Origin of the sequence: Streptomyces sp. LUP30, assembly GCF_001746365.1 — a bacterium.
GTDB lineage: Bacteria > Actinomycetota > Actinomycetes > Streptomycetales > Streptomycetaceae > Streptomyces.
Genome location: NZ_MJAJ01000072.1, coordinates 1 through 23,854 on the forward strand (window position 1 = coordinate 1; position 23,854 = coordinate 23,854).

Below are 23,854 nucleotides of genomic sequence, written 5' to 3' on the forward strand. Positions count from 1 at the left end.
CGGCGCGCCCCGCCCCGGCGGCGGGCGGCCCGCCCGGTGTGCTGACCACGGGACGCGCCGTGCCGCTGCCGCACCAGGGCGCACCGGAACCGGCCTACGCGCTCGTCGGGCTTCGCACCGACCTCCTGCGGGCGGCGCGGGAAGCCGCCCCGGGGCGCACGGCGACCACCAACGAGGTGTTCCTGGCGGCGGTCTCCGGAGTCCTGCGCTCCCGGCTCCCCGACCGCGACGCCGGTCCCGTCGCCCGCCCGGTCTGGCTGTCGGTTCCCGTCGACGAACGCCCGGACGACTGCGGGGAGTTCCTGGGCAACGCGTTCGCCAACGTGCGGGTCCCCGCGCCGGTGACGCTGGCCGACCCCGCGGCCCGGCTGACCGCCTGCACCGGCCTGCTGACGACCGTCACCCGGGCCAGGAGCACCTCGGAGAGACTCGTCGAGGGCACGCTCGCGGTGCTTCCCGGGGCGACCATGGCACTGGCCGGCGGCAAGATCTTCGCCCCCGCCTACGCCCCGGCGGCCTGCTCCTACGTCCACCTGCGCGAACAGGGGCAGACCCTGGCCGGACGACCGCTGCGCAGCCTGAACATCGTCCCCATGGTGCCCCCGGCCGGCACGGCCACCTTCGCCCTGGGCGGCTGCACCCAGGGCCACACCCTGAGCGTCGCCACCAACTCGGGAAGCCAGGACGCGACCCTCCTGGCCGAAGCCTTCCTGACCGAACTGGCCTCGCTGGCGGAGGGGGGCCGGGCGCGGACGGCGGACGACGCCGGACGGGGGTGACCGCCGTCAGGCCCGGCGGGCGCGGGACGCGAGACGGTCGGCGAACGCGATGACGAGGTCGCGCAGTTCATCGGGGCGCTCGACGACGAACGGCCGGTCGAGCGAGGCCAGTACGGGCGGCAGCCAGTCGAGCCGCTCGGCCCGCAGTTCGACGCGCAGCCAACGCTCGGCCGCCGGATCGGTCCCCGGACCGGCCGCCGGCCCCTTCGCCGGATCGTCGGCGTCTGCCACGGAGTCCGTCTCCTCCAGGGTCGCCACGGTGGCCGGGAGACGGGTGCGGATCCCCTCGACCGTTCCGTGGATGCGCAAGGTCACGTGGTGGCGGTAGTCGGCGGTGGCGAACCCCGACACCACGCGCCGCGCCGGATCGAGTCCTGCGGGCGTCTCGAACGAACCGGACAGGGTCCGCGCGGCCGCGATGCGATCGAGCCGGAACGTCCGGTCCTCGCCGACTTCGGGGTCCGTGCCCGTGACGTACCAGCGGCCCGCGTGGGCGACGATCCCATAGGCGTGCAGCGGGCGTTCGCCGCGGCGGCCCTCGCGGTCGGTGTATCTGATCGAGAGCGGACGACGATGGCGTACCGCGTCGGCGACGGTGAGCAGGACCTCGGCGTCCGGGCCGGCGGACTCCCCGGGCGCGGCCGTGAAGGCGAGGGACTCCAGGACGGTGTCGAGGCGGCGGGCCAGGCGGTGGGGCAGCACCCTGCGGATCTTGGCCGCCGCCGTCTCGCTCGCCGTGTCCGTCGTCGTCAGCCCCGACCGGCGGCCGGCGAGCAGGCCGAGCAGCACGGCGAGCGCCTCGTCGTCGCTGAACATCAGCGGGGGCAGACGGTACCCGGAGGCGAGCCGGTACCCGCCGTAGCGGCCTCGCACGGCCTCCACCGGCACGTCGAGGTCGATCAGCTGGTCCACGTACCGCCGCACGGTCCGCCCGTCCACGCCGAGCCGGTCGGCGAGCTCGGCCATCGTCCGGACGCCGCCCGACTGCAGCAGCTCCAGGAGAGTCAGCACGCGCCCTGTGGGTCGAGACATGTTGCCGACCCTAATGCCGATAGTGGACCGATTCTGTCCAGTATCCGTCCTAGCCTGCGACGTACAGCGCTCCACCGACCTGGGAGAACCCCATGAACTTCGTCTCGACCCGCATCATCACCGGTGACGTCGCCCGCCTGGTCGCGTTCTACGAGAAGGCCACGGGGGTGGCGGCGACCTGGGCCACCGAAGACTTCGCCGAACTGACCACCGCGAACGGCACCCTGGCGATCGGGGGCGTGCGCACCGTCGCGATGTTCGCTCCGGGGTCCGCCCGCCCGGCGGCCAACCACAGCGTGATCATCGAGTTCCTCGTCGACGACGTGGACCGCGTGCACGGAAACCTGTCCGGCTTCGTCACCGACTTCGTCAACGAGCCCACCACGATGCCGTGGGGCAACCGGTCCCTCCTCTTCCGCGACCCCGACGGCAACCTCGTCAACTTCTTCACCCCGGTGACTCCGGCCGCCCTCGAGAAGTTCGCCCACTGAATCCGCCTCCTACGCGGGCATCACGCTTTGGACGCGGGAGAGAGTGAAGACGCGTTCCGCTTCGCGCAGGTGGCACCAGGCGTCGAGGCAGGGCGGGTCGAGTCGGTGTCGGTGGGCATCTCCGGCAGGTCCGAGGCGCGGGTCGCTGTGGTCCGGGGGCTTGGCCGCCAAAGGTTCCTGCGCGCGGCCGGGACGGCAGCGGCGGCCTGCTGCGGCTGGTGCCTTTCGATGCGGACCGTTCCCCCGGCGGTCTCGGCGACCGGGGCGTAACCCGCAGTACGGAGCGTCGCGAGAGTCGTCGCGGGTGGGCTGCCGCTGACCAGGACCGTCGGGGCGAGCTGCCGCAGACCGAGCTCGGACAGTGCGCGGTGGGCGGCGAGTTCGGCCAGGAGCGCGGGTTCGTCGCCGTGGATGACACAGGCCGCGGGGCGATGCGCACCCGTCCACGACCTCGTGCGGTGTCGGCGACGAGATAGGCCAGCGGCTGTGGCAGAGCCGTGGCGGAGCAGGTGACCAGGTCGGCCGTGATGGCGTCCGCGGTGCGGCCGGCGTCCGGGGCCCGGCGGACACTGCCGGCGCTGAAGCGCCACACCGACGCCGTGCCCGGTCCGCCAGCTCACTCACCGAGCGCGGTTCCGGAGAGCCAAGTCGCAAGCGGCGATCGGGACTTCACGAGGGTGCATCTCGACAGAGAGGAAACATCACAGGCGGGCCCAGGCCGCTCCGCCGTATCGACGACCGACGAAGGGCCCCACCGCGAACGGTGGGGCCCTTCGACATCGTGCCCGGTGAGGCACTGGCGGAGGGTACGAGATTCGACCCGTGAGGGGTTGCCCCCAACACGCTCTCCCACTGTCCGCATGGCCGTTCCGGGCCGTCCGTGGACGTTCGCGCGGCAGGTCGGGCGGCTCGCTTGAACGGGTGTGAACGGTGGTGTACGTCCACGCACTGGACAAAGACCAGGACAATGGCCCGATCGGGTCCGGTCAGAACTTCAGCACCTCGCGGTCGAGCGGATACCGCGCGCGGTGAGGGCCGTCGTACGGCGAGGGTGTGATCGGCAGGACGCCGGTCGGCTGCAGGCCCAGGTTGTCGTCCCAGATCCGCGGTACGACCTGTCCGAGGACGCGGAACTGCCGGAAGGTGAACGGCGGGCTGTCGGTGGGGAAGAACTGGGCTGTGGTCATCACCTGGAAGTGCAGGTGCGGCGTGGTGGAGTTGCCGCTGTTGCCGATCAGCCCGAGGACCCGGCCGGATGCGACGCGGTCGCCCTCGCGGACGCGCAGCGAGCCGGGTTCCAGGTGGGCGTAGAGCAGATAGCGGCCCGGTGCGACTTCCACGGTGACGTGGTTGCCGACGGTGTCCTCGATCGGCGGGACGGGCGGCGTGAGGGGCGGCCGGTTGTCCGGGATGCCGTCCCGGACCTCCACCACCCTGCCGCCGGCCGCGGCCACGACCGGCTGCCGGTAGCTCAGGTAGCTGGTGAGCCTTGAGGGGTCGCCTTCCCAAGCCTGCCCGCGCCTGCCGACCCGGTACCAGTCGATCGCGAAGCGCTGCGGCACGTCGAAGCGGCCGTTGATCGGGGCGAGGCCGCGCCGGTGGTGGGTGTTGCCGCAGCACGACTCGCTGGAGTACCAGGTGCCGGGACGGACCGGCGGGTCCAGGTTCAACGGCGGGCGGCCGGAGGTACGGGTGGGCTGCACCGTCTCCTCGAAGGCGGAGGGGCCGGAGGGGGACAGGACCGCACCCGCGAGATGGTGTTCGAGGACCTTGGGCACCGCCCGGCGGCCGCGGTCGAGGATCAGGTCGAGCCAGATGATCCACTTCTGGGAGCCCTGGATGACGGTCGGCGTCGGCGCCGGGGGCGGCGGGGTGTACCCGTCGGCACCCGGCAGGGGGTCGCCGACAGGATTGGCGGCCTCGGCCAGCGCCTGCCCGCTCAGCGAGCCGACGACCCGGTGCGTGCGGGCGTCCCGGACGTCGACACGGTCGAGCCGCAGCGGCGTGCCGGTGGACAGAGCGCTCGCGGTGAGCAGCTCGTACGAGAGGTGCGTCCTGCCGTCCGTGGCGACGAACGGCGTCGGTTCGGTCATCACCGCCGCCGTCAGCGGTGTGAACTGGGGGCCGGGTGCCGGGGCGGCCGCGCCGGTCCCGTACCCGGGTCCCGCCGCGGTCACCAGCATGCCGGCCGCGAGCACGGCGGCGGCGAGCCCGCGAAGTAGCGGGCGGCGGCCAGTGCGGTTGCGAGCGTCGCGCTCTGCCATTGCGCTCTTTCCTTCGTCGGATCCGGGACCGTGAAGGACACCGGCACGCCCCGCGCCGAGGCGCAGGCCCATGTAATCCGGCGGTACGCCGCTTCGGGCGGAGGGCGCCGGAGGCGGGTGCCGAACTACACCCGTCCAGCCGCACCGACCACCGAGCCGTCGCCGCCAGGCCAGCTTCGCGGCGTCGTAGGCAGGGACAACGAGGTCGGCGAAACGACGAAGGGCCCCGCTGCGAGCAGCGGGGCCCTTCGACTTCGTGCCCGGTGAGGCACTGGCGGAGGATACGAGATTCGAACTCGTGAGGGGTTGCCCCCAACACGCTTTCCAAGCGTGCGCCCTAGGCCTCTAGGCGAATCCTCCGCGGCAAACAATACAAGACGTTGAGGAGTGCTCGCGAACTCGTTCCCCCCGCTCAGATCCTGTAGCCTGTGCGAAGCCCCTCACGCGGCGCTATCTGACTGAACTCCCCCAGGGCCGGAAGGCAGCAAGGGTAGGTCGGCTCTGGCGGGTGCGTGGGGGGCGCTTGCGTTCACGGGGTCGGGCGGGGGCCGGCGGGAACCGGGCGTGGGTCCGATGTCAGCGGTCGCCTATAACCTCGTATGCGTGTCGTCTCTCGCGCTGTACCGCCGCTATCGCCCGGAGTCGTTCGCCGAGGTCATCGGGCAGGAGCATGTCACCGACCCGCTGCAGCAGGCGCTACGGAACAACCGGGTCAATCACGCGTACCTGTTCAGCGGGCCGCGTGGATGCGGGAAGACCACCAGCGCGCGGATCCTGGCGCGGTGCCTGAACTGCGAGCAGGGGCCCACGCCGACGCCGTGCGGAGAGTGCGAGTCGTGCAAGGACCTGGCCAGGAACGGCCCGGGATCCATCGACGTCATCGAGATCGACGCCGCTTCGCACGGCGGTGTGGACGACGCCCGTGACCTGCGGGAAAAGGCGTTCTTCGGGCCTGCCCGCAGCCGCTACAAGATCTACATCATCGACGAGGCCCACATGGTCACGTCGGCCGGTTTCAACGCGCTCCTCAAGGTCGTCGAGGAGCCGCCGGAGCATCTGAAGTTCATCTTCGCCACCACCGAGCCCGAGAAGGTCATCGGGACCATCCGGTCGCGGACGCATCACTACCCGTTCCGGCTCGTGCCGCCGGGAACGCTGCGGGAGTACCTGGGCGAGGTGTGCCAGCAGGAGGGCATCCCCGTCGACGAGGCGGTGCTGCCGCTCGTCGTGCGCTCCGGCGCGGGATCCGTGCGTGACTCCATGTCCGTCATGGACCAGCTGCTCGCCGGCGCGAGCGACGCGGGTGTGACATACGCCATGGCGACCTCCCTCCTCGGTTACACGGAAAGCTCGCTGCTCGACTCCGTCGTCGAGGCCTTCGCCACGGGAGACGGGGCCGCCGCCTTCGAGGTCGTGGACCGCATCATCGAGGGGGGCAACGACCCCCGGCGGTTCGTCGCCGACCTGTTGGAGCGGCTGCGGGACCTCGTCATCCTCGCCGCCGTCCCCGACGCGGCGGAGAAGGGGCTGATCGACGCCCCGGTCGACGTCATCGAGCGCATGCAGGCCCAGGCCGGAGTCTTCGGCGCCGCCGAGCTGAGCCGCGCCGCCGACCTGGTCAACGAGGGCCTCACCGAGATGCGCGGCGCCACCTCGCCCCGCCTCCAGCTGGAGCTGATCTGCGCGCGCGTGATGCTGCCCGCCGCCTACGGGGACGAGCGGTCCGTCATGGCCCGCCTCGACCGCATCGAGCGTGGCGTGAACTTCTCGCCGGGCGGCGCCGTCGCCGGGCAGGGGCCCGTGCAGGGGATGCCCGCCATGCCGGCGATGGGGTACGTGCCCGGGCCCGAGGCGCACGGCGGGGCCGCCATGGCCGACGGAGCGTCGATCCCGCCGGGCGGCGGGGCCGCCGCGGCCCGCGCGGCGGTGCGGGGCCAGGGGCCGGGTCAGGCCTCCGGGCCTGTCCCGGCCATGACGTCCGTGGCGCCCACCCCGCCCGAGCAGCCCCCGGCCGCTCCCGCCGCGGCCCCTCCGACGCACCCGTCCACACCCACACCCACGCCGGCTCCCGCGCCCGCGCCCGCCGCCGCCCAGGCGGTCCCGCCCGCGGAGGAGCCTCCCGCTCAGCCCGCTCCAGGCGCCTGGCCCACCGCCACGGCGGTCGGCGGCGGGCGGCGACCCGGCGGCTGGCCCACGGCCGCACCCGCGGGCGGCGGCGGGCGGCCCCCGGCCGGCCCCGCACCCACCCCTCAGGCGGGCCCCGCGGCCTCGGCTCCGGCAGCCGCCCCACCCCCCGCCCCCTCGCCGGTGTCGGCGGCCGCGCCCGCCGGGTACGCGCCCCCCTCCGGCGGTCCCGACCCCCGCATGCTCTGGCCCAACATCCTCGAAGCCGTCAAGAACCGGCGCCGTTTCACGTGGATCCTGCTCAGCCAGAACGCTCACGTCGCCGGGTTCGACGGCACGACCCTCCAGATCGGCTTCGTCAACGTCGGCGCCCGCGACAACTTCGCGAGCAGCGGCAGCGAGGAGGTGCTGCGGCAGGCGCTGGCCGAGCAGTTCAACGTCCAGTGGAAGATCGACGCGGTCGTCGACCCGTCCGGCGGTTCGGGCCCCTCGCCGTCCGGCGGCTTCAGCGGCGGCGGTGGCGGCGGCTTCGGCGCCGGCGCTCCCGGCGGCTACGGGGCGCCGGGCGGGTCCGGCGGCCCCGGCGGCCCCGGCGGGTACGGCAACGCGGGGGGCTCCGGCGGTTCCGTCGGCTACGGGGGGCACGGCGACGGCGGGACGGCGAACCCGTCGGCCTCTTCCTATTCCTCGGCCTCGTCCTCCGGGCCGGCCGGGGGCGGTCCGGCCCAGCACAGACCCTCCTCGGCATCGACGCAGTCCTCCGCCCCCGCCGGTTCCGCGCCGGGCCCGTCCCGTCCGCCGGCCCCGGAGCCGGTGGCCCCCGAGGACGACACCCCCGAGGACGACGATCCCGACCTCAACGAGTCCGCCCTCTCCGGCTACGAACTGATCGTGCGGGAGCTGGGAGCGACCGTGGTGGAGGAGTTCACCAACGAGTAGCGCAGGCCTCCTCGGCGGCCGGACGCGCGGAGGACCCCGTGCTCCGGGGAACGCCGGGCTTGGAGGAACACACAGCGTCCCCGGCTTCCGTCTCTCGGCGGCCCGCACAAGGCGAGCCGCCCGCGGCGGTTAGGCTGATCCTCGTGAACGTCCTCGTCATCGGCAGCGGCGCCCGCGAACACGCCCTGTGCCGCTCACTGTCCCTCGACCCCGCCGTCACCGCGCTGCACTGCGCGCCCGGCAACGCCGGCATCGCCGAGGTCGCCGAGCTGCACCAGGTCGACGCCCTGGACGGCGCGGCCGTCCGTGCGCTGGCCGTCGAACTCGGCGCCGAACTGGTCGTCGTAGGCCCGGAGGCGCCGTTGGTCGCCGGGGTCGCCGACGCCGTGCGCGAGGCGGGCATCCCGGTGTTCGGCCCCTCGAAGGAGGCCGCGCAGCTGGAAGGTTCCAAGGCGTTCGCCAAGGACGTGATGGCGGCGGCCGGTGTGCCGACCGCCCGCTCCTATGTGTGCACCACCGCAGAGGAGGCTGCCGAGGCCCTGGACGCCTTCGGTGCGCCGTACGTCGTCAAGGACGACGGTCTGGCCGCCGGCAAGGGCGTCGTCGTCACCGACGACCCGGAGGCCGCCGCGGCGCACGCGGCCGCCTGCGACCGGGTCGTCATCGAGGAGTTCCTCGACGGCCCGGAGGTCTCCCTCTTCGCGATCACCGACGGTGTGAGCGTCGTCCCGCTGCAGCCCGCCCAGGACTTCAAGCGCGCCCTCGACGGCGACGAGGGCCCCAACACGGGCGGCATGGGCGCGTACTCGCCACTGCCGTGGGCCGACCCGAAGCTGGTCGAGGAGGTCATGGAGACCGTTCTCCAGCCGACCGTCGACGAGATGCGCCGCCGCGGCACCCCGTTCTCCGGGCTGCTGTACGCGGGCCTCGCGATCACCGGCCGCGGTGTCCGGGTCATCGAGTTCAACGCCCGCTTCGGCGACCCCGAGACGCAGGTCGTCCTGGCCCGGCTGAAGACCCCGCTGGCGGGCGTCCTCGCGGCGGCCGCCACCGGCGAGCTCGCCGACCTGCCGCCCCTGCGCTGGAGCGAGGACGCCGCCGTCACGGTCGTCATCGCCTCGCACAACTACCCCGGCGACCCGCGCACCGGCGATCCGATCACCGGCCTCGCCGAGGTGGCCGCCGAGGACGCCCCGCACGCCTACGTGCTGCACGCCGGCACGAAGCGGGACGGCGACGCGGTCGTCAGCGCCGGCGGTCGCGTGCTGTCCGTCACCGCGACCGGCGCCGGCCTCACCGAGGCCCGCGACCGCGCGTACCGGGCGGTGGCGCGAGTCGGGCTGGACGGCTCCCAGCACCGTACGGACATCGCCGCGAAGGCGGCGGCCGAGGCGTAACAGCGGCCGGAACCGCTTCTCATCAGTTGTTTCCCAGGCCCCGGGGCACCAGGGACCTCCGCACGGAGGGTCCAGGGAACCCGGGGCCTGATCGTTGCCCAGCGTCATACACCTTTCCCCAGAGCCATTCCATCGAGTGACGCTGAAGCATCCGGCTGACGGGGGCCGGACCGCCAACTAGGGTGCGGCGCAAGCCTCCCGGCCCTCGTTCCGGCACTTGGCCCACCGGCATTGCGATGTCAGTGGTCGGTGCCACAGTGGGGGAGTGAGCACTGCGAAGACAGCCGGGGGACACAGGACTGCAGGGAGGGGGTGACGTCCGGTCGTGACCGGTATGGGTGTGGAGGTGGGCGCGCAGGCAGCCCGCGCTCGGGCACTGGCCGTGCTGCGCGTCCGCAGCCGGGCGCTGGCCGTCGCGCTGCTGCCCGCGGCCGCCGCCGTGATCCTGGGCGCGGGCGGTGCCACCGGGCACCTCACGGGCCCGGGCTGGGGCGACGCGCGCGTGGTCGTGTACACCGTCGCCGCCGTCGTGCTGCTCGCCGCCGCGGTGATCGCGCTGGTCATCGCGCGGGCCCGGCCCGCCGTCAGCCCCACGGTGGCCGTCGCCGAGGGAGCGGCCCCCGATCTGTACCGGCTGGTCCGCGACCTGGCCGACCGCCTCGACGTCCCCGCGCCCTCGTCGATAGCCCTCACCCCGGACTGCGACAGCTGGCTGGAGGACCGCACCCATCCGGCCCACGGCTCGCCCCCGCCCCGTGACGGCGACGAGATAGCCGGTCCGGGCGGCGCCCACGGACCGCTCCACCGCCGTACGGCGGCAGCGCCCGTCCTCGTCATAGGCTCCCCGTTCCTGTGGTGGATGCGCGTCGGCGAGCTGCGCGCCGTGCTCGCCCCGGTCGTCGCCGGTACGGGCCCTTCGGCGCACCCCGACATAGCCGCGGCCCGGCGCTTCGTGCGGGGTCTGGACGCGGCGGTGGCCGTCTGCGTCCAGCAGGGCGGCAGGCACCCCGTCCTGCGGCCCGCGTGTTCGGGCATCGGCTGGGTCGCGCGCCTGATGCTGCGCGGCTGTCAGCTGCACGCCGGCGAGATGGAGCGCGGGGTGGCGGCCGCGGCCGCCGAACGCGCACAGGCTGTGGACTACGGGCTGCGCATCGTCGCCCAGGAGCAGGTGGGCCTGGCGTACGCGGGCTGGGACCGGCTGCTCACCCGCGTGGCGCTGCCGGCGTGGCGCATGGGCCGCTGGCCCTCCCGGCTGGACGCGGGAGTCGTCGCGGCGCTCACCGAGCTGTCCCGGCGCGACAGGCTGGCCGAGGGCTTCGCCTCCCGCCTCGGCGAACGCCCCGCCTGTGACCTGCTCGAAGAGCCCGGCACCGTCGACGAGGCCGCCTCGCTGCTCGCCGCCCGTCTCTTCCACGGCGGCCCCCCGGAGCCCGGCCCGGAGTGGTCCCCGGTGGCCTGGGAGGACTACCCGGACGAGGTCGTCGACCGCAAGTGGCGCACCGACGCGGCCCGCCTCCACCGGGTCCTGGACGCCCTCGGCGTCCGCCGCGCCCCCGACCCCACGACCGTCCGCCATCCCGGCGGCCCCACCCTGGCCCGAGTCCTGGACCACCTCACGGACGGCCTCCCTCCGGCGCCTGCGGTGACGTACGGCCCGTCGGACCCGGGCCACCGGCCGACGGAACAGCCTGCGACGGGCACGGGCCCCTTGCCCGGCACGGCCCCGGCGGCGGACAAGCCCCGCCCGACGAACCCGAGCCAGAACCCGGGCGTGAGCCCGAGTCACCATCCGAACCCGAGCCAGAACCCTGGCCCGGGCCAGGCCCTCGGTCCGGGCTCGGCCCCGTCCGCCGACTCCTCGCTCTCCTCCGCCGCTCAGGGTGAGCCCCTCGTCCCCCTTGAGGCCGGTCCCGGCCCCGCCCCCGCGGCGGTCCCCGTCGACCACCCAGAGACCCCCGACCTCGCACACCTGGTCTCCGCCTTCGTCCCCGACGGCGACGACGATCCACCGCCCGCCAACCCCCGCAGCGCCGCGCTCGCCGCCCGGCTCGGGGCCGAGGTCGGCCGGGAGGAGGCGGCGGTCGTGCCCACGGACGGCGCCGGGCCGCTCGCCGCCGGTCAGGGGCCCGACTCGGCCCTCTGGGACGACGCGGCGTTCCCCCTGTTCCCGCTCCAGCCTCCGCGCACGGACCGGGAGCTCCTCGCCGACCACGTCACGGCGATGGTCTGCTGCGCCGCGATGGACACCGTCGGTGCGACGCCGGGCCTCGACTGGCTCGACGGACCGACGCTCCTGGTCGACGGCGAGCGGGTGCCCGACCTGACCCCCCGGGTCCTCAGCCTCGTGGAGGACGGCGACGCGGGCCCTCTGCGGACCTGGCTCGTGGAGCTCGGCATACGACCGGAGAAGCCCGTGCGGCTGGGCTGAGCACGCCCCGGCCCCTCCGCCGCACCCCCGCACCACCGCCCCGATCAGGGCCCGCAGCCACCCGGGGCCCGGAGCCCGGAGCCCCGAGCCCCGGAACCGCGCGAGCCGGAGCCCCGTGCTCACGCGGTCCGGCCGCCCGCCGTCCCGCGCGCGTCCTGCCGGCGTCCCGTCCGGCGCCGGTGCCAGGGCTAACGGAGGAGCGAATTCCACTTTCGGCCAATTCACAACGAATAGTGACTGCCTGCGCGCGTTATGTGATGTGCTGGGACCGATAGAGCCCATGGCAAGGGCTTGCGACATAGGACAGGCGGCGCAAGACCGAACACACGGGGCGGTCACGTCCGTACGAGCCATCACGGGGGCACGAGGGAGGGGAGCACCATGGGACCCGGACCAGGACCGGAGCACATCCGCCGATGGGAGTCGGGAGCACTGGCCCACGCCGTGACCGACCCCTTCGGCCAGGGCCCGGTGCCCTGGCTGCGCGGCAGCGAGACGTACTTCGACGACACCGGCCAGGTGGTCCCCTGGTACGTGGACCCGGCGGCGTCCGTCTCGGCGCAGGGCGCCCCCCGCATTCCCGGTCCCCGCTCCGCCCCCGGGGCCGGCGGCCCCCGCTCGGCCGACGACGTGCGCCGTCAGATCAAGGGCTTCGTCTCGACGGGAACGGTCGCCCCCGGGGACGCCCTGGACTTCCACGTCACCGTCGATCCTCCCCAGGAATTCAGCGTCGACGTCTACCGCATCGGCCACTACGACGGCGACGGCGCCGCCAAGATCACCACCAGCCCGCGCCTGTCCGGCATCGTCCAGCCGCCGCCCCTGACCGCCGATCGCACGGTCTCCTGCCACCACTGGTGGCTCTCGTGGCGTCTGCAGGTCCCGTCGTACTGGAACGTGGGCGCGTATGTCGCCGTCCTCACCACCGCCGACGGCCACCGCTCCCACGTGCCCTTCACGGTCGGCGACCAGCACCCCGCCGACCTGCTCCTGATCCTGCCCGACATCACCTGGCAGGCCTACAACCTCTACCCCGAGGACGGCCGCACCGGCGCCAGCCTCTACCACGCCTGGGACGAGAAGGGCCGTCTCCTCGGCGAGGCCGACGCGGCGACCACGGTCTCCTTCGACCGGCCGTACGCGGGCGCGGGCTTACCCCTGCACGTCGGCCACGCCTACGACTTCATCCGCTGGGCCGAGCGCTACGGCTACGACCTCGCCTACGCCGACGCCCGCGACCTGCACGCCGGTCACGTCGACCCCACCCGTTACCGGGGCCTGGTCTTCCCCGGTCACGACGAGTACTGGTCCACGAACATGCGCCGGACCGTGGAACTCGCCCGGGACAGCGGCACCTCGCTCGTGTTCCTCTCCGCCAACTCCGTCTACTGGCAGGTGGAGTTGGGTCCGTCGCCGTCCGGCGTGCCCAGCCGTCTGCTCACCTGCCGCAAGCGCAAGGGGCCCGGCAGGCCCGTGCTGTGGCGGGAGATCGACCGCGCCGAGCAGCAGTTGGTGGGCATCCAGTACGCGGGCCGGGTGCCCGAGCCGCATCCGTTGATCGTCCGCAACGCCGACCACTGGCTGTGGGAGGCGACCGGCGCGGGTGAGGGCGAGGGCATCGAGGGTCTGGTCGCGGGCGAGGCCGACCGCTACTTCCCGCGCACCCCGCTTCCGCGGCACGAGGACCGCATCCTCCTCGCCCACTCGCCGTACCGCGACGGCGAGGGCGTCCCGCGCCACCAGGAGACCTCCCTCTACCGCGCCCCCTCGGGCGCCCTGGTGTTCGCGTCCGGCACGTTCGCCTGGTCGCCGGCCCTGGACCGCCCCGGCCATGTGGACCCCCGGGTCCAACGCGCCACGGCCAACCTCCTGGACCGCATCTGCAAGCGCGACTGATCCCCGTCCGACCTCGTGCGACGCCCTTTCAGGCCCCTTCAGACCCCGTCCCACCCGTCGACCCGGCCCGTCCCGCCACCCGGCGTCCCAGATCAATCCTGAACTGAGGGACAATCGATCCTCCAGGTCAGAACCACGGGGAGGAACCGTGTCCGGATTCGTAGAAAAGCCCGAGCCCCTTCAGGTGCCGGGCCTGGTGCATCTGCACACCGGCAAGGTGCGCGAGCTGTACCAGAACGAGGCGGGCGACCTCGTGATGGTCGCCAGCGACCGCACGTCCGCCTACGACTGGGTGCTGCCGACCGAGATCCCCGACAAGGGCCGCATCCTCACGCAGCTCTCCCTGTGGTGGTTCGACCGGCTCGCCGACCTGGCCCCGAACCACGTCCTGAGCACGGAGCCGCCCGCCGGCGCCCCCGCCGACTGGGCCGGTCGCACGCTGATCTGCAAGTCGCTGCGGATGATCCCCGTCGAGTGCGTGGCCCGCGGCTACCTCACCGGCTCGGGCCTCGTCGAGTACCGGGAGTCCCGCACGGTCTGCGGCCTCGCCCTCCCCGAGGGCCTGGTGGACGGCAGCGAGCTCCCGGCGCCGATCTTCACCCCGGCCACCAAGGCAGCCGTCGGGGAGCACGACGAGAACGTCTCCTACGAGGAGGTCGCCCGCCAGGTCGGCGCCGACACCGCGGCCCAGCTCCGCCAGGCCACCCTGGCCGTCTACGGCCGGGCCCGCGACATCGCCCGCGACCGGGGCGTCATCCTCGCCGACACCAAGTTCGAGTTCGGCTTCGACGGCGAGACCCTGGTCATCGCCGACGAGGTCCTCACCCCGGACTCGTCCCGTTTCTGGCCGGCCGACCAGTGGCAGCCGGGCCGCGCACAGCCCTCGTACGACAAGCAGTTCGTGCGCGACTGGCTGACCTCGGCCGAGTCCGGCTGGGACCGCCACAGCGAGCAGCCTCCGCCGCCGCTGCCCCAGCACATCGTGGACGCGACCCGCGCGAAGTACGTCGAGGCCTACGAGCGTCTGACGGGCACCGCCTGGGCGTGAGCGGCCCACGCGAAAGGCCCCGGTCGATGACCGGGGCCTTTCCGATGGAGCGGACGACGAGGCTCGAACTCGCGACCTCAACCTTGGCAAGGTTGCGCTCTACCAACTGAGCTACGTCCGCACTGCGCCGTGGTGAACGTGCCGTGGCGCGAGGCCAACTATACCCAACCCCGCTCCCGCGCGATCCGCACCGCCGTGTGCCGGTTCTCCGCCCCGAGCTTGGAGACGGCCGACGACAGGTAGTTCCGCACGGTGCCCTGCGACAGCGCGGCCCGCTCGGCGATCTCCGCGACGGGCGCCCCGTCGGCGGCGAGTTCGAGCACCTCCGCCTCGCGCGAGGTCAGCGGCGAGTCGCCGGCGGCGATCGCGTCGGCCGCCAACTCCGGGTCCACGTACCGGTTCCCGGCATGCACCGTGCGGATGATCTCGGCGAGCCGCTGGGCGCTCACCGTCTTCGGGACGAACCCGCGCACACCGGCCGCAAGCGCCCGTTTGAGATGTCCCGGACGCCCGTGGCTGGTGACGATCAGCGCCCGGCAGCCGGGCAGTTCGGCCCGCAGGGATGTGGCGACCTTCACACCGTCGGCGCCCGGCATCTGCAGATCGAGGACGGCCACGTCGGGTTCGTGGGCCCGCGCCATCGCCAGCGCCTCCGGCCCGGTGGCCGCCTCGGCGACGATCACCAGGTCGTCCTCCAGGGACAGCAGCGCGGCCAGGGCGCCCCGGATCAGGTGCTCGTCGTCCGCGAGCAGCACGCGCACCGTCATGAAGTGACCTCTCTCACGGCCGTTCTCTCACTCAGCGGCACCTCGGCGACCACGCGGAACGTGCCCGTTCCGACGAGTCCGGCCTCCAGCGTCCCGTCGACCCCGCGCAGCCGCTCCCGCAGCCCGGCGAGCCCCGACCCGCCGCCCGCGCCGGTCGGCCCCTCCGCCCCGTCGTTCTCCACCGTCAGCACCACGCCTTCCGCCGTCCTCCGCAACGCCACCGAGCATCGGCCCGCGTCGCCGTGCCGCAGCACGTTGGTGGTGGTCTCGCGCACCACCCAGCCGAGCGCGGACTGCACCTCGGCGGGCAGTCCGCCGGGCTCCCCGCTCACCTCGCAGGCGATTCCCGCGGCCGTCAACACGCCCTGTGCGCCCGCGAGTTCGATGCCCAGGTCGGCCTCCCGGTAGCCGCGTACGACGTCGCGCACCTCACGCTGCGACTCCCGCGCGATGCGCTGCACCTCGATCATCTGCTCCACGGCGTCCGGCCGCCCGCGCCGGGCCAGCTGCACGGCCAGCTCGCTCTTCAGGGCGATCACCGCCAGGTTCCGGCCCATCACGTCGTGCAGATCCCGCCCGAACCGCAGCCGCTCCTCGGCGACGGCGAGCCGGGCCCGGGTGTCGCGGGCCTCGTCCAGCCGGAAGACGGTGTCGAGCAGCCAGACGGAGAAGACCGAGGTGAAGGCGAGGAATCCGCCGCCGAAGAACACCGCTGCCATCGTCGCCAGGATGGCCGCGCCGGGCAGTCCGACCGGGAGCGCCATGACCCCGGCGCCCAGGGCGAAGCCGGTGACGACCGCCAGCACCCGCCGCCGGCTGCGCACGCCGAGCGCGGTGAAGCCGGCCCCGAAGGCCAGGACGACGCCGAAGACGGCGCCCGCCACGGCGTGGACGCCCTCGTGGTCCGGGCCGCCCTCCGCGACCGCCGACGCGGCGACGGCGACCGTCGCGGTGACGGCGGCGAGGGTCCACAGCAGCCGGACGGGCTGGGGCCGGCGCCCGCGCGTCCAGTCCAGCGCCCGTGACGCCGTCACCGCGCCGAGCGTGCAGTGCGCGAGCGTCAGCGCCTGCAGCCCCAGCCCGGCGGGCAGCCCCCCGGCGGGCAGCCCCCCGGTGGAGGGCAGCCCCGCCGCCATGAACTCCGCCACGGCGAAGAAGTGGAACGACCACCGTGTGTACGTCTCGACCTTCGCGGGCGTGCTCTTGCGCCGCCACCATCCCCACGGCCCGCGCATCCGCGCCCCCGTCTCCCCGTGTCCGCGCTCCCGGCGCTCCGTGTGTCCGTGCTCCGGGCGCCCCGTGCCCCTCAACGCCGGGGTTCCCACCGGAACCACCGCCGTACAGCAAACACCGCCAACGCGGTCCAGGCCAGTGCGGTTCCCACGGCGCCCAGCGCGTCGTGCGTCGACAGGGCTCCGGTCCAGCCGCCGCGGATCAGGGTGATCACCGGGGACAGCGGCAGTGAGGCGCAGGCCGAGGCGAGCCCGTGGGGCAGCAGCTCCAGGGGGACGGCCACCCCGGACCCGGCCATCGACACGAGCACCACCGGCGCCGTGGTGACCTGCGCGCTCTCCACGGACCGGGTCGCCGCCGCCGTGACGGCCGCGAGCGCCGCGCACATCACCAGGCCGGACAGCAGGCCCAGAACGGCGAGAAGTGGCGCCTTCGGAGCCGGCACGTCCAGCAGGGCGGTGGAGCCGGCCACCAGCACCGCCGACTGCACCAGCCCCGTCACGAGGACCGGCAGCGCCGTCCCGCCGAGGATCTCTACGTCCCGCAGCTCGCCGGTGCGCAGTCGCTTCAGCACCAACTCCTCGCGCCGGGCGGTGTAGATGACCGTCAGCGCCGAATACACCCCGAACAGCAGGGAGAAGCCGATCGCGGCGGGCAGCAGCACCAGGCCGGCGGTGAGCCCCACGTCCCGGACGTGCATGCCGTCGACCGTCGGGGCGAGGCTGACCGGCAGCGCCAGCGGCACGAGCACGGCCATGAGGAGCGTGCTCCGGCTGCGGCCGAGCAGCGTGAGTTCCGCCCGCGCGAGGGCGGCCATCCGGCGTGCGGTTGTCGTGACCGCTCCCGCGGTCGCACGGCCGGCCGTGTCCTGCATCGTCGTCCCGCTCATGCCGCGACCTCCTCGGGCTCGTCGGTCGCCGCGTTGTCCGACGCCTCCCGGGCGATTCCCAGGAACGCCTCCTCCAGTGAGGCCGACCGCACGTCGAGCCGGCGCAGCTCGATCCCGGTCCGCTGCGCCCAGACCAGCAGTCCGGTCGCGGCCCGCTGCAGTTCCCGGGTGCGCAGCCGTATGACGCGCCCGTCGATCTCGTGTCCGCACACGCCCAGCTCGCCCAGCGGCGGCAGGTCGCCCGGGAGATACCCCTCGGGCAGTTCGAAGGAGATCCGGGACGGCTGGGCGGCGGTCACCTCGGCGGGCGTCCCCGCGGCGGCGATGCGGCCCCGGTGCAGGATGGCCAGCCGGTCGGCGAGCTGCTCGGCCTCTTCCAGGTAGTGCGTGGTCAGCAGCACCGTGGTGCCCGCGCCGCGCAGGGCGCGCACCAGGTCCCAGGTGTCCCGCCGGCCCTCGGCGTCCAGACCGGTCGACGGCTCGTCCAGGAACAGCACCTCGGGTTCGCCGAGCACCGCGAGCGCCAGGTCCAGGCGCCGCCGCTCGCCCCCGGACAGCTGCTTGACCCGGACGTCGGCCCGCGCGGTGAGCCCGACCAGTGCCAGCGCCCGCCCGATCGGACGGGCGCCGCTCACGCATCCGGCCCACATCCGTGCCGTCTCGGCGACGGTCAGCTCGGAGGGGAAGCCGCCCTCCTGGAGCATCACGCCGGTGCGCGGCCGTACGGCGGCCCGCTCGGTGTACGGGTCGTGGCCGAGCACCGAGACCCGTCCGCCGTCGGGCCGCGCGAGCCCTTCCAGCAACTCGACCGTGGATGTCTTTCCGGCGCCGTTGGTGCCGAGCAGCGCGAAGATCTCGCCGCGGCCGACGTGGAAGGAGATTCCGCGGACCGCTTCGAACCCGCCCCCGTACACACGCCGGAGGCCGGTGACCTCGATCACGTGTTCATTCGTGTTCATGCCTCCAGACTCCCGGCGGCCCGAGGCCGGCAGCAGTGCGAGGTGTCACCACTCCGTATGACATATGTCAGACGATGCCGTGCGGCGCCCGTGCCTTCGGGGCGCACGGGTTCGGGGCGCACGGGTTCGGGAGGGACGGGTCCACGAGGCACGGGTCCAGGGCGCACGAAAAGACCCCGGTCCAGTGGACCGGGGTCTGATTCCCGAGCGGACGACGAGGCTCGAACTCGCGACCTCAACCTTGGCAAGGTTGCGCTCTACCAACTGAGCTACGTCCGCATTGCCTCCGACCGGCTCTCACCGATCGGCGCGAGCACCAGCCTACCTGATCCAGAAGACTGGTCAGACCGGCGGTGCAGAGCGGGTGACAGGAATTGCACACTGCGCCTTCCCCCTGGAAGGGGGATGTTCTACTACTGAACTACACCCGCATGTACTCCGTGAGCTGGGCTTTTCGGCCTCGCCCCTCGGCGTGCTCCAGACTCTAGCCGACCGGGAGGGGTGCAGCGCAAGTCGGTTCGTTCGAGGGGCGGGTGACCGGCCGTCGGCCCGGGCCCGCGGGGAGGGCGCGAGGGCGCCGCTCTCCGGGTGCCGTTCACCGGGGATCGCTCACTGGGCGTCGGTGAACGCCTCGTAGACCTTCTTGGGGATCCGGCCGCGGGCCGGCACCTCCATCTTGTTGGCCTGGGCCCAGGCCCGGACCGCCGCCGGGTCGGGGGCGACCTCCGTCTGCTTGTAGGCCTTGCCCGACTTCGACCGCTTGCGGCCGGCCTCGACGTAGGGCTCGAGCGCCTTACGCAGTTTCTCGGCATTGCCTTCATTCAGGTCGATCTCGTACGACTTGCCGTCGAGCCCGAAGGCGATCGTTTCCGCCGCTTCTGAGCCGTCGATGTCGTCAAAGAGAGTGACCACGACCTTCTGCGCCACGAATATCGGTCCCTTCGTCCGGCGCCACAAACGGTTCAGCCGTGGCGTCGTGCCGAGTCTCGGCTATTTCTAATTCATTTGTACAGTGCGCGGCAATGCATTGTGAAGCCCGACTAAATCTGTCCGCGTGTCCGGGCGCAATAGGTATCCGCGCATGGCCGGGGATCTTTCCCGTAACTTTTCGTGAACGTCCCCCGCCGATGCGGGATCGTGACGGCCACCGTGATGGCCGTCACGTAGCTTCCTCCAACTCTACTCGCGTAGAAATTTTGTGCGGGTAGTCTGAAGCCACCTGTTGGAGACACCTGCAGGAACCTGCTCAGCACCACACCACCGGGAGTGCCAGTGGCGCGCGTCGTAGTCGACGTCATGCTCAAGCCGGAGATCCTCGACCCCCAGGGCCAGGCGGTGCAGCGCGCACTGCCGCGGCTGGGTTTCGAAGGCATCTCCGACGTACGTCAGGGAAAGCGATTCGAACTGGAAGTTGACGGCCCGGTCGACGAGGCCGCCCTCGCCCGCATCCATGATCTTGCGGAATCCTTCCTCGCCAACACCGTGATCGAGGACTTCACGGTCAAGGTCGAGTCGGAAGAAGCGGTCGCGGGGGCCGCGAAGTGACCGCTCGTATTGGCGTCGTCACTTTCCCGGGCAGCCTTGACGACCGGGACACCCAGCGCGCGATCCGCCTCGCGGGGGCCGAACCCGTCGCTCTCTGGCACAAGGACAAGAACCTCCACCAGGTGGACGCCGTGGTGTTGTGCGGTGGTTTCTCCTACGGCGACTATCTGCGCGCCGGAGCGATCGCGCGCTTCTCGCCGGTGATGGAGCCCCTGATCGAGCAGGCGAAGGCCGGCCTCCCGGTCCTCGGCATCTGCAACGGCTTCCAGATCCTCACCGAGGCCCACCTCCTCCCGGGTGCGATGCTCGGCAACGACCACCTCCACTTCATCTGCCGCGACCAGAAGCTGCGGGTGGAGAACGCGGACACCGCCTGGACGACCGACTACTCGGCCGGCCAGGAGATCCACATCCCGCTGAAGAACATGGACGGCCGGTACGTCGCCGACGAGCACACGCTCGACGAGCTGGAGGCGGAGGGCCGGGTCGCCTTCCGCTACCTGGACGTCAACCCCAACGGCAGCCTCCGCGACATCGCCGGCATCACCAACGAGGCCGGCAACGTCGTGGGTCTCATGCCGCACCCGGAGCACGCCGTCGAGCCGCTCATCGGCTCCGGCCGCACCGACGGTCTCCCGTTCTTCACCTCGATCCTCAAGAAGCTGGTCAACGCATGAGCCGGACGCCTCTGGACACGGTCGAGCACGCGGCCGAGACCCCCGACGTCGAGCTGCCCTGGGCCGAACTCGGTCTGAAGAAGGACGAGTACGAGCGGGTCGTGGAGATCCTCGGCCGCCGCCCGACCGGCGCCGAACTCGCCATGTACTCGGTCATGTGGTCCGAGCACTGCTCGTACAAGTCCTCCAAGGTCCACCTGCGCCAGTTCGGCGAGAAGGCCCCCCAGTCCGACGCGCTGCTCGTCGGCATCGGCGAGAACGCCGGCGTGGTCGACGTCGGCCAGGGCTACGCGGTGACCTTCAAGGTCGAGTCGCACAACCACCCGTCCTACGTCGAGCCCTACCAGGGCGCGGCCACCGGCGTCGGCGGCATCGTGCGCGACATCATCGCGATGGGCGCACGCCCGGTCGCCGTGGTCGACCCGCTGCGCTTCGGTGCGGCCGACCACCCGGACACCAAGCGCGTGCTGCCCGGCGTCGTCGCCGGCATCGGCGGCTACGGCAACTGCCTGGGCCTGCCGAACATCGGCGGGGAGGTCGTCTTCGACGCCTGCTACCAGGGCAACCCGCTGGTCAACGCCGGCGCCATCGGTGTGATGCGACACGAGGACATCCACCTCGCGAAGGCGTCCGGCGCGGGCAACAAGGTCATCCTCTACGGGGCCCGGACCGGTGGCGACGGCATCGGCGGCGCGTCGATCCTGGCCTCCGAGACCTTCGACGACGCCAAGCCCTCCAAGCGTCCCGCCGTGCAGGTCGGCGACCCCTTCCAGGAGAAGCTCCTCATCGAGTGCACCCTGGAGGCGTTCAAGGAGAAGCTGGTCGTCGGCATCCAGGACCTCGGCGCGGCCGGTCTGTCCTGCGCCACCTCCGAGCTGGCCTCCAACGGCTCCGGCGGCATGCGCGTGACGCTGGACGACGTGCCGCTGCGCGACTCCACGCTCTCGCCCGAGGAAATCCTCATGAGCGAGTCGCAGGAACGCATGTGCGCGGTCGTCGAGCCGGGCAAGGTCGACCGGTTCCTGGAGATCTGCGACAAGTGGGACGTCATCGCCACCGTCATCGGTGAGGTGACCGACGGGGACCGGCTGGAGATCTTCTGGCACGGCGGCAAGATCGTCGACGTCGACCCGCGCACGGTCGCCCACGACGGCCCGGTCTACGAGCGCCCCTACGCCCGCCCGGACTGGCAGGACGCCCTCCAGGCGGACGACGCCAACAAGCTGCCCCGGCCGCAGACGGGCCAGGAGCTCAAGGACCAGGTCCTGAAGCTGGTCTCGTCCCCGAACCAGGCCTCGAAGAAGTGGATCACGTCCCAGTACGACCACTTCGTGCAGGGCAACACGGTGCTGGCCCAGCCGGAGGACTCCGGGATGATCCGCATCGACGAGGAGACCGGCCTCGGCGTCGCCATCGCGACCGACGGCAACGGCCGCTACGCCAAGCTCGACCCGTACGCGGGCGCGCAGCTGGCCCTGTCCGAGGCGTACCGCAACGTGGCCACGACCGGCGCCAAGCCGCTCGCCGTCTCCGACTGCCTGAACTTCGGCTCGCCCGAGGACCCGGCGGTGATGTGGCAGTTCGCGGAGGCCATCCGCGGCCTCGCCGACGCCTGCCAGCAGCTGGGCACCCCGGTGACCGGCGGCAACGTCTCGCTCTACAACCAGACGGGCGAGGCGGCCATCCACCCGACCCCGGTGGTCGCGGTGCTGGGCGTCATCGACGACGTGGCCCGGCGCACGCCCGTCGCCTTCCGGGAGGAGGGCCAGCTGCTCTACCTCCTCGGCGACACCCGTGAGGAGTTCGGCGGCTCGGCCTGGTCCCAGGTCGTCCACGACCATCTGGGTGGCCTGCCCCCGAAGGTGGACCTGGAGCGGGAGCGGCTGCTCGCCGAGATCCTGATCTCCGCCTCCCGCGACGGCATGATCGACTCCGCGCACGACCTGTCCGACGGCGGCCTGATCCAGGCGGTCGTCGAGTCGGCGCTGCTCGGCGGCAAGGGCGCGCGGCTGATCGTGCCCGACGGCCTCGACGCCTTCACCCTCCTCTTCTCCGAGTCGGCCGGCCGTGCGGTCGTCGCGGTGCCGCGCTCCGAGGAGCTTCGTTTCAACGACATGTGCGGGGCGCGCGGTCTGCCCGTCACCCGCATCGGCGTCGTCGACGGTGACACGGTCGAGCTTCAGGGCGAGTTCGAGCTGTCCCTGGAGGAGCTGCGCAGGGCTCATGAGGACACGATCCCGGCGCTGCTCGCGTAAGCACCTGGACGCGTCCGCGGTACCGAAGGCCCCGCCCGTACCCACGGGCGGGGCCTTCGCCGTGGTTGCCCCTCGCGAACCGTTGCCGCACCGCGGGCGTCGGACGTGCCCACCGCCATGCCGCCGCCGGCCCGCAACGCCCTGGTCGAGGAGCACCGCCCCGCATCGACGCCGGCGAGAGCGTGGGCGAGGTCGCCGCCGACGCCGCCGAGCGGGCCCGCAAAGCCTTCGCCCTGGTGGAAGCAGGCCCTGGGCGACTGCGGCCCGCAGAACCTGACCGCGCCCCGCCGTCTAGGCTCACCGCCATGCCTCCGGCCAAGAAGCGCACCCGCGCCTACGACCCCGTCAGGATCCGTGCCGCCGTCCTCGCGCAGTTCGTGAACGTGCGGCGGGCCGTGAGCACGCTCACCCCCGGGCAACTCGCCCTGCCCACGCGGCTGGCGGGCTGGACCGTGCGGGACCTGGCCGCCCACGTGACGACGGCGGTGGAGACGGTCAGCCGCAACCTCGACCGGGACGAGCCCCCGAAGGCGGACCTCGCCCTCCTGGACTGGCCGTTCGCCACGGGGGCGCGGGCCGCCGACATCTCCGACGGCACCCTGGCCCTGGCCGCGGCCCACCCCGACCTGGACGCCCTCTACGCACGTACCGAGGAACGCCTGGTCGCCGCCCTCGCCGACGCCTCCGGCGACCGGATCCTCGCCGCCCGCACCGGCGCCATGACCCTCGCCGACTACCTGGTCACCCGGACCGTCGAACTCGTCGTCCACACCGACGACCTCAACGACGCCGTCGCCGGCCTGGACGTCCCCTACGACCGGCAGGCCCTCGCCGCCGCCACCCGGATGCTGGCCGACGCCCTGGCGGTGAAGGCCCCCGGCGGCGCGACCGAGGTGCGGATCCCGCCGTTCGCCGTCGTCCAGTGCGTCCAGGGCCCCCGGCACACCCGGGGCACCCCGCCCAACGTGGTCGAGACGGATCCGCTGACCTGGATCCGGCTGGCCACCGGCCGGGTGACCTGGCAGGAAGCCGTCGAGGCGGCGAAGGTCGGCGCGAGCGGGGAGCGGGCGGACCTCGCCGCACTCCTGCCGCTCATGTCCTGATCCGGCCCCCGCGGTGGAACCGGCCACC

Annotated in this window: 18 protein-coding genes, 4 tRNA genes, 1 other RNA gene and 1 pseudogene; 12 read left to right on the forward strand and 12 right to left on the reverse strand. The window is 72.9% G+C overall.

Going from position 1 to position 23,854, the window contains the following annotated elements; genetic code table 11:
• Positions 1-779, forward strand: a pseudogene (locus BG482_RS44370) (WSD1 family O-acyltransferase); the annotation flags it as partial.
• A 6-nt stretch (positions 780-785) separates the two neighbouring features.
• Here the strand turns inward: BG482_RS44370 and BG482_RS36720 are convergent.
• Positions 786-1,811 carry a YafY family protein gene (locus BG482_RS36720; RefSeq protein ID WP_069773553.1) on the reverse strand — a complete coding sequence of 342 codons (1,026 nt, stop codon included), beginning with the start codon at positions 1,809-1,811 and terminating at the stop codon, positions 786-788.
• A 92-nt stretch (positions 1,812-1,903) separates the two neighbouring features.
• Here BG482_RS36720 and BG482_RS36725 point away from each other — a divergent pair, with 92 nt between their 5' ends.
• A complete protein-coding gene (locus tag BG482_RS36725; protein WP_069773554.1) occupies positions 1,904-2,302 on the forward strand; it encodes a VOC family protein in 399 nt (132 codons plus the stop codon).
• On the opposite strand, the gene BG482_RS41925 is transcribed toward BG482_RS36725, so the two are convergent.
• From BG482_RS41925 to BG482_RS36740, 3 genes are all read right to left on the reverse strand, one after another.
• The gene (locus tag BG482_RS41925; RefSeq protein ID WP_370745948.1) at positions 2,259-2,894 is read right to left on the reverse strand and encodes a helicase-associated domain-containing protein; all 636 of its coding nucleotides are present in this window, start codon (positions 2,892-2,894) and stop codon (positions 2,259-2,261) included. The genes BG482_RS36725 and BG482_RS41925 overlap by 44 nt on opposite strands.
• Before the next feature lie 394 nt (positions 2,895-3,288).
• A complete protein-coding gene (locus BG482_RS36735) occupies positions 3,289-4,566 on the reverse strand; it encodes a M23 family metallopeptidase (RefSeq protein ID WP_069773556.1) in 1,278 nt (425 codons plus the stop codon).
• Between the two features lie 272 nt (positions 4,567-4,838).
• Positions 4,839-4,926: transfer RNA gene (locus BG482_RS36740), tRNA-Ser, on the reverse strand.
• A 71-nt stretch (positions 4,927-4,997) separates the two neighbouring features.
• On the opposite strand from BG482_RS36740, the gene ffs reads away from it, so the two are divergent.
• The 6 genes from ffs to BG482_RS36770 all read left to right on the forward strand — a co-directional run bounded on the left by ffs (position 4,998) and on the right by BG482_RS36770 (position 14,398).
• Positions 4,998-5,096: signal recognition particle sRNA small type (ffs, locus tag BG482_RS36745), an RNA gene on the forward strand.
• A 73-nt stretch (positions 5,097-5,169) separates the two neighbouring features.
• Entirely contained in the window at positions 5,170-7,629 is a 2,460-nt protein-coding gene (locus BG482_RS36750; protein ID WP_069773577.1) for a DNA polymerase III subunit gamma and tau, read from the forward strand.
• A 143-nt stretch (positions 7,630-7,772) separates the two neighbouring features.
• Positions 7,773-9,026 carry a phosphoribosylamine--glycine ligase gene (gene purD, locus BG482_RS36755; protein ID WP_069773557.1) on the forward strand — a complete coding sequence of 418 codons (1,254 nt, stop codon included), beginning with the start codon at positions 7,773-7,775 and terminating at the stop codon, positions 9,024-9,026.
• Positions 9,027-9,360: 334 nt separating this feature from the next.
• Positions 9,361-11,454: a hypothetical protein gene (locus BG482_RS36760; protein WP_370745949.1), complete on the forward strand. Its 2,094-nt coding sequence runs from the start codon at positions 9,361-9,363 to the stop codon at positions 11,452-11,454.
• 381 nt (positions 11,455-11,835) lie between these two features.
• Complete coding sequence (locus BG482_RS36765) at positions 11,836-13,350, forward strand: N,N-dimethylformamidase beta subunit family domain-containing protein (protein ID WP_069773558.1); 1,515 nt, start codon at positions 11,836-11,838, stop codon at positions 13,348-13,350.
• Positions 13,351-13,498: 148 nt separating this feature from the next.
• Positions 13,499-14,398 (forward strand): phosphoribosylaminoimidazolesuccinocarboxamide synthase, encoded by a 900-nt coding sequence (locus BG482_RS36770; RefSeq protein ID WP_069773559.1) that lies wholly within the window; start codon positions 13,499-13,501, stop codon positions 14,396-14,398.
• Positions 14,399-14,443: 45 nt separating this feature from the next.
• Here the strand turns inward: BG482_RS36770 and BG482_RS36775 are convergent.
• The 8 genes from BG482_RS36775 to BG482_RS36810 all read right to left on the reverse strand — a co-directional run bounded on the left by BG482_RS36775 (position 14,444) and on the right by BG482_RS36810 (position 19,173).
• Positions 14,444-14,519, reverse strand: a tRNA-Gly gene (locus tag BG482_RS36775).
• A gap of 37 nt (positions 14,520-14,556) precedes the next feature.
• Entirely contained in the window at positions 14,557-15,165 is a 609-nt protein-coding gene (locus tag BG482_RS36780) for a response regulator transcription factor (RefSeq protein ID WP_069773560.1), read from the reverse strand.
• The gene (locus BG482_RS36785) at positions 15,162-16,400 is read right to left on the reverse strand and encodes a sensor histidine kinase (RefSeq protein WP_069773561.1); all 1,239 of its coding nucleotides are present in this window, start codon (positions 16,398-16,400) and stop codon (positions 15,162-15,164) included. Before BG482_RS36785 ends, BG482_RS36780 begins: the two co-directional genes overlap by 4 nt.
• A gap of 71 nt (positions 16,401-16,471) precedes the next feature.
• Positions 16,472-17,287: an ABC transporter permease gene (locus BG482_RS36790; protein WP_069773562.1), complete on the reverse strand. Its 816-nt coding sequence runs from the start codon at positions 17,285-17,287 to the stop codon at positions 16,472-16,474.
• On the reverse strand, positions 17,284-18,246 hold the full coding sequence (locus BG482_RS36795; protein WP_069773563.1) for an ABC transporter ATP-binding protein: 963 nt from the start codon (positions 18,244-18,246) through the stop codon (positions 17,284-17,286). Before BG482_RS36795 ends, BG482_RS36790 begins: the two co-directional genes overlap by 4 nt.
• A 206-nt stretch (positions 18,247-18,452) precedes the next feature.
• Positions 18,453-18,525: transfer RNA gene (locus BG482_RS36800), tRNA-Gly, on the reverse strand.
• An 80-nt stretch (positions 18,526-18,605) separates the two neighbouring features.
• Positions 18,606-18,677 (reverse strand) — tRNA-Gly (locus BG482_RS36805).
• Between the two features lie 178 nt (positions 18,678-18,855).
• Positions 18,856-19,173 carry an Lsr2 family protein gene (locus tag BG482_RS36810; protein ID WP_069773564.1) on the reverse strand — a complete coding sequence of 106 codons (318 nt, stop codon included), beginning with the start codon at positions 19,171-19,173 and terminating at the stop codon, positions 18,856-18,858.
• 345 nt (positions 19,174-19,518) lie between these two features.
• Between BG482_RS36810 and purS the strand changes: the two genes are divergently transcribed.
• The 4 genes from purS to BG482_RS36830 all read left to right on the forward strand — a co-directional run bounded on the left by purS (position 19,519) and on the right by BG482_RS36830 (position 23,826).
• Positions 19,519-19,791, forward strand: coding sequence for a phosphoribosylformylglycinamidine synthase subunit PurS (gene purS / locus BG482_RS36815; RefSeq protein WP_020131278.1), 273 nt, complete (start codon positions 19,519-19,521; stop codon positions 19,789-19,791).
• Positions 19,788-20,468, forward strand: coding sequence for a phosphoribosylformylglycinamidine synthase subunit PurQ (purQ, locus tag BG482_RS36820; RefSeq protein WP_069773565.1), 681 nt, complete (start codon positions 19,788-19,790; stop codon positions 20,466-20,468). The genes purS and purQ overlap by 4 nt, the downstream gene beginning before the upstream one ends.
• Positions 20,465-22,723: a phosphoribosylformylglycinamidine synthase subunit PurL gene (purL, locus tag BG482_RS36825; protein WP_069773566.1), complete on the forward strand. Its 2,259-nt coding sequence runs from the start codon at positions 20,465-20,467 to the stop codon at positions 22,721-22,723. Before purQ ends, purL begins: the two co-directional genes overlap by 4 nt.
• A gap of 305 nt (positions 22,724-23,028) precedes the next feature.
• On the forward strand, positions 23,029-23,826 hold the full coding sequence (locus BG482_RS36830) for a maleylpyruvate isomerase family mycothiol-dependent enzyme (protein WP_069773567.1): 798 nt from the start codon (positions 23,029-23,031) through the stop codon (positions 23,824-23,826).
• Positions 23,827-23,854: the final 28 nt, after the last annotated feature.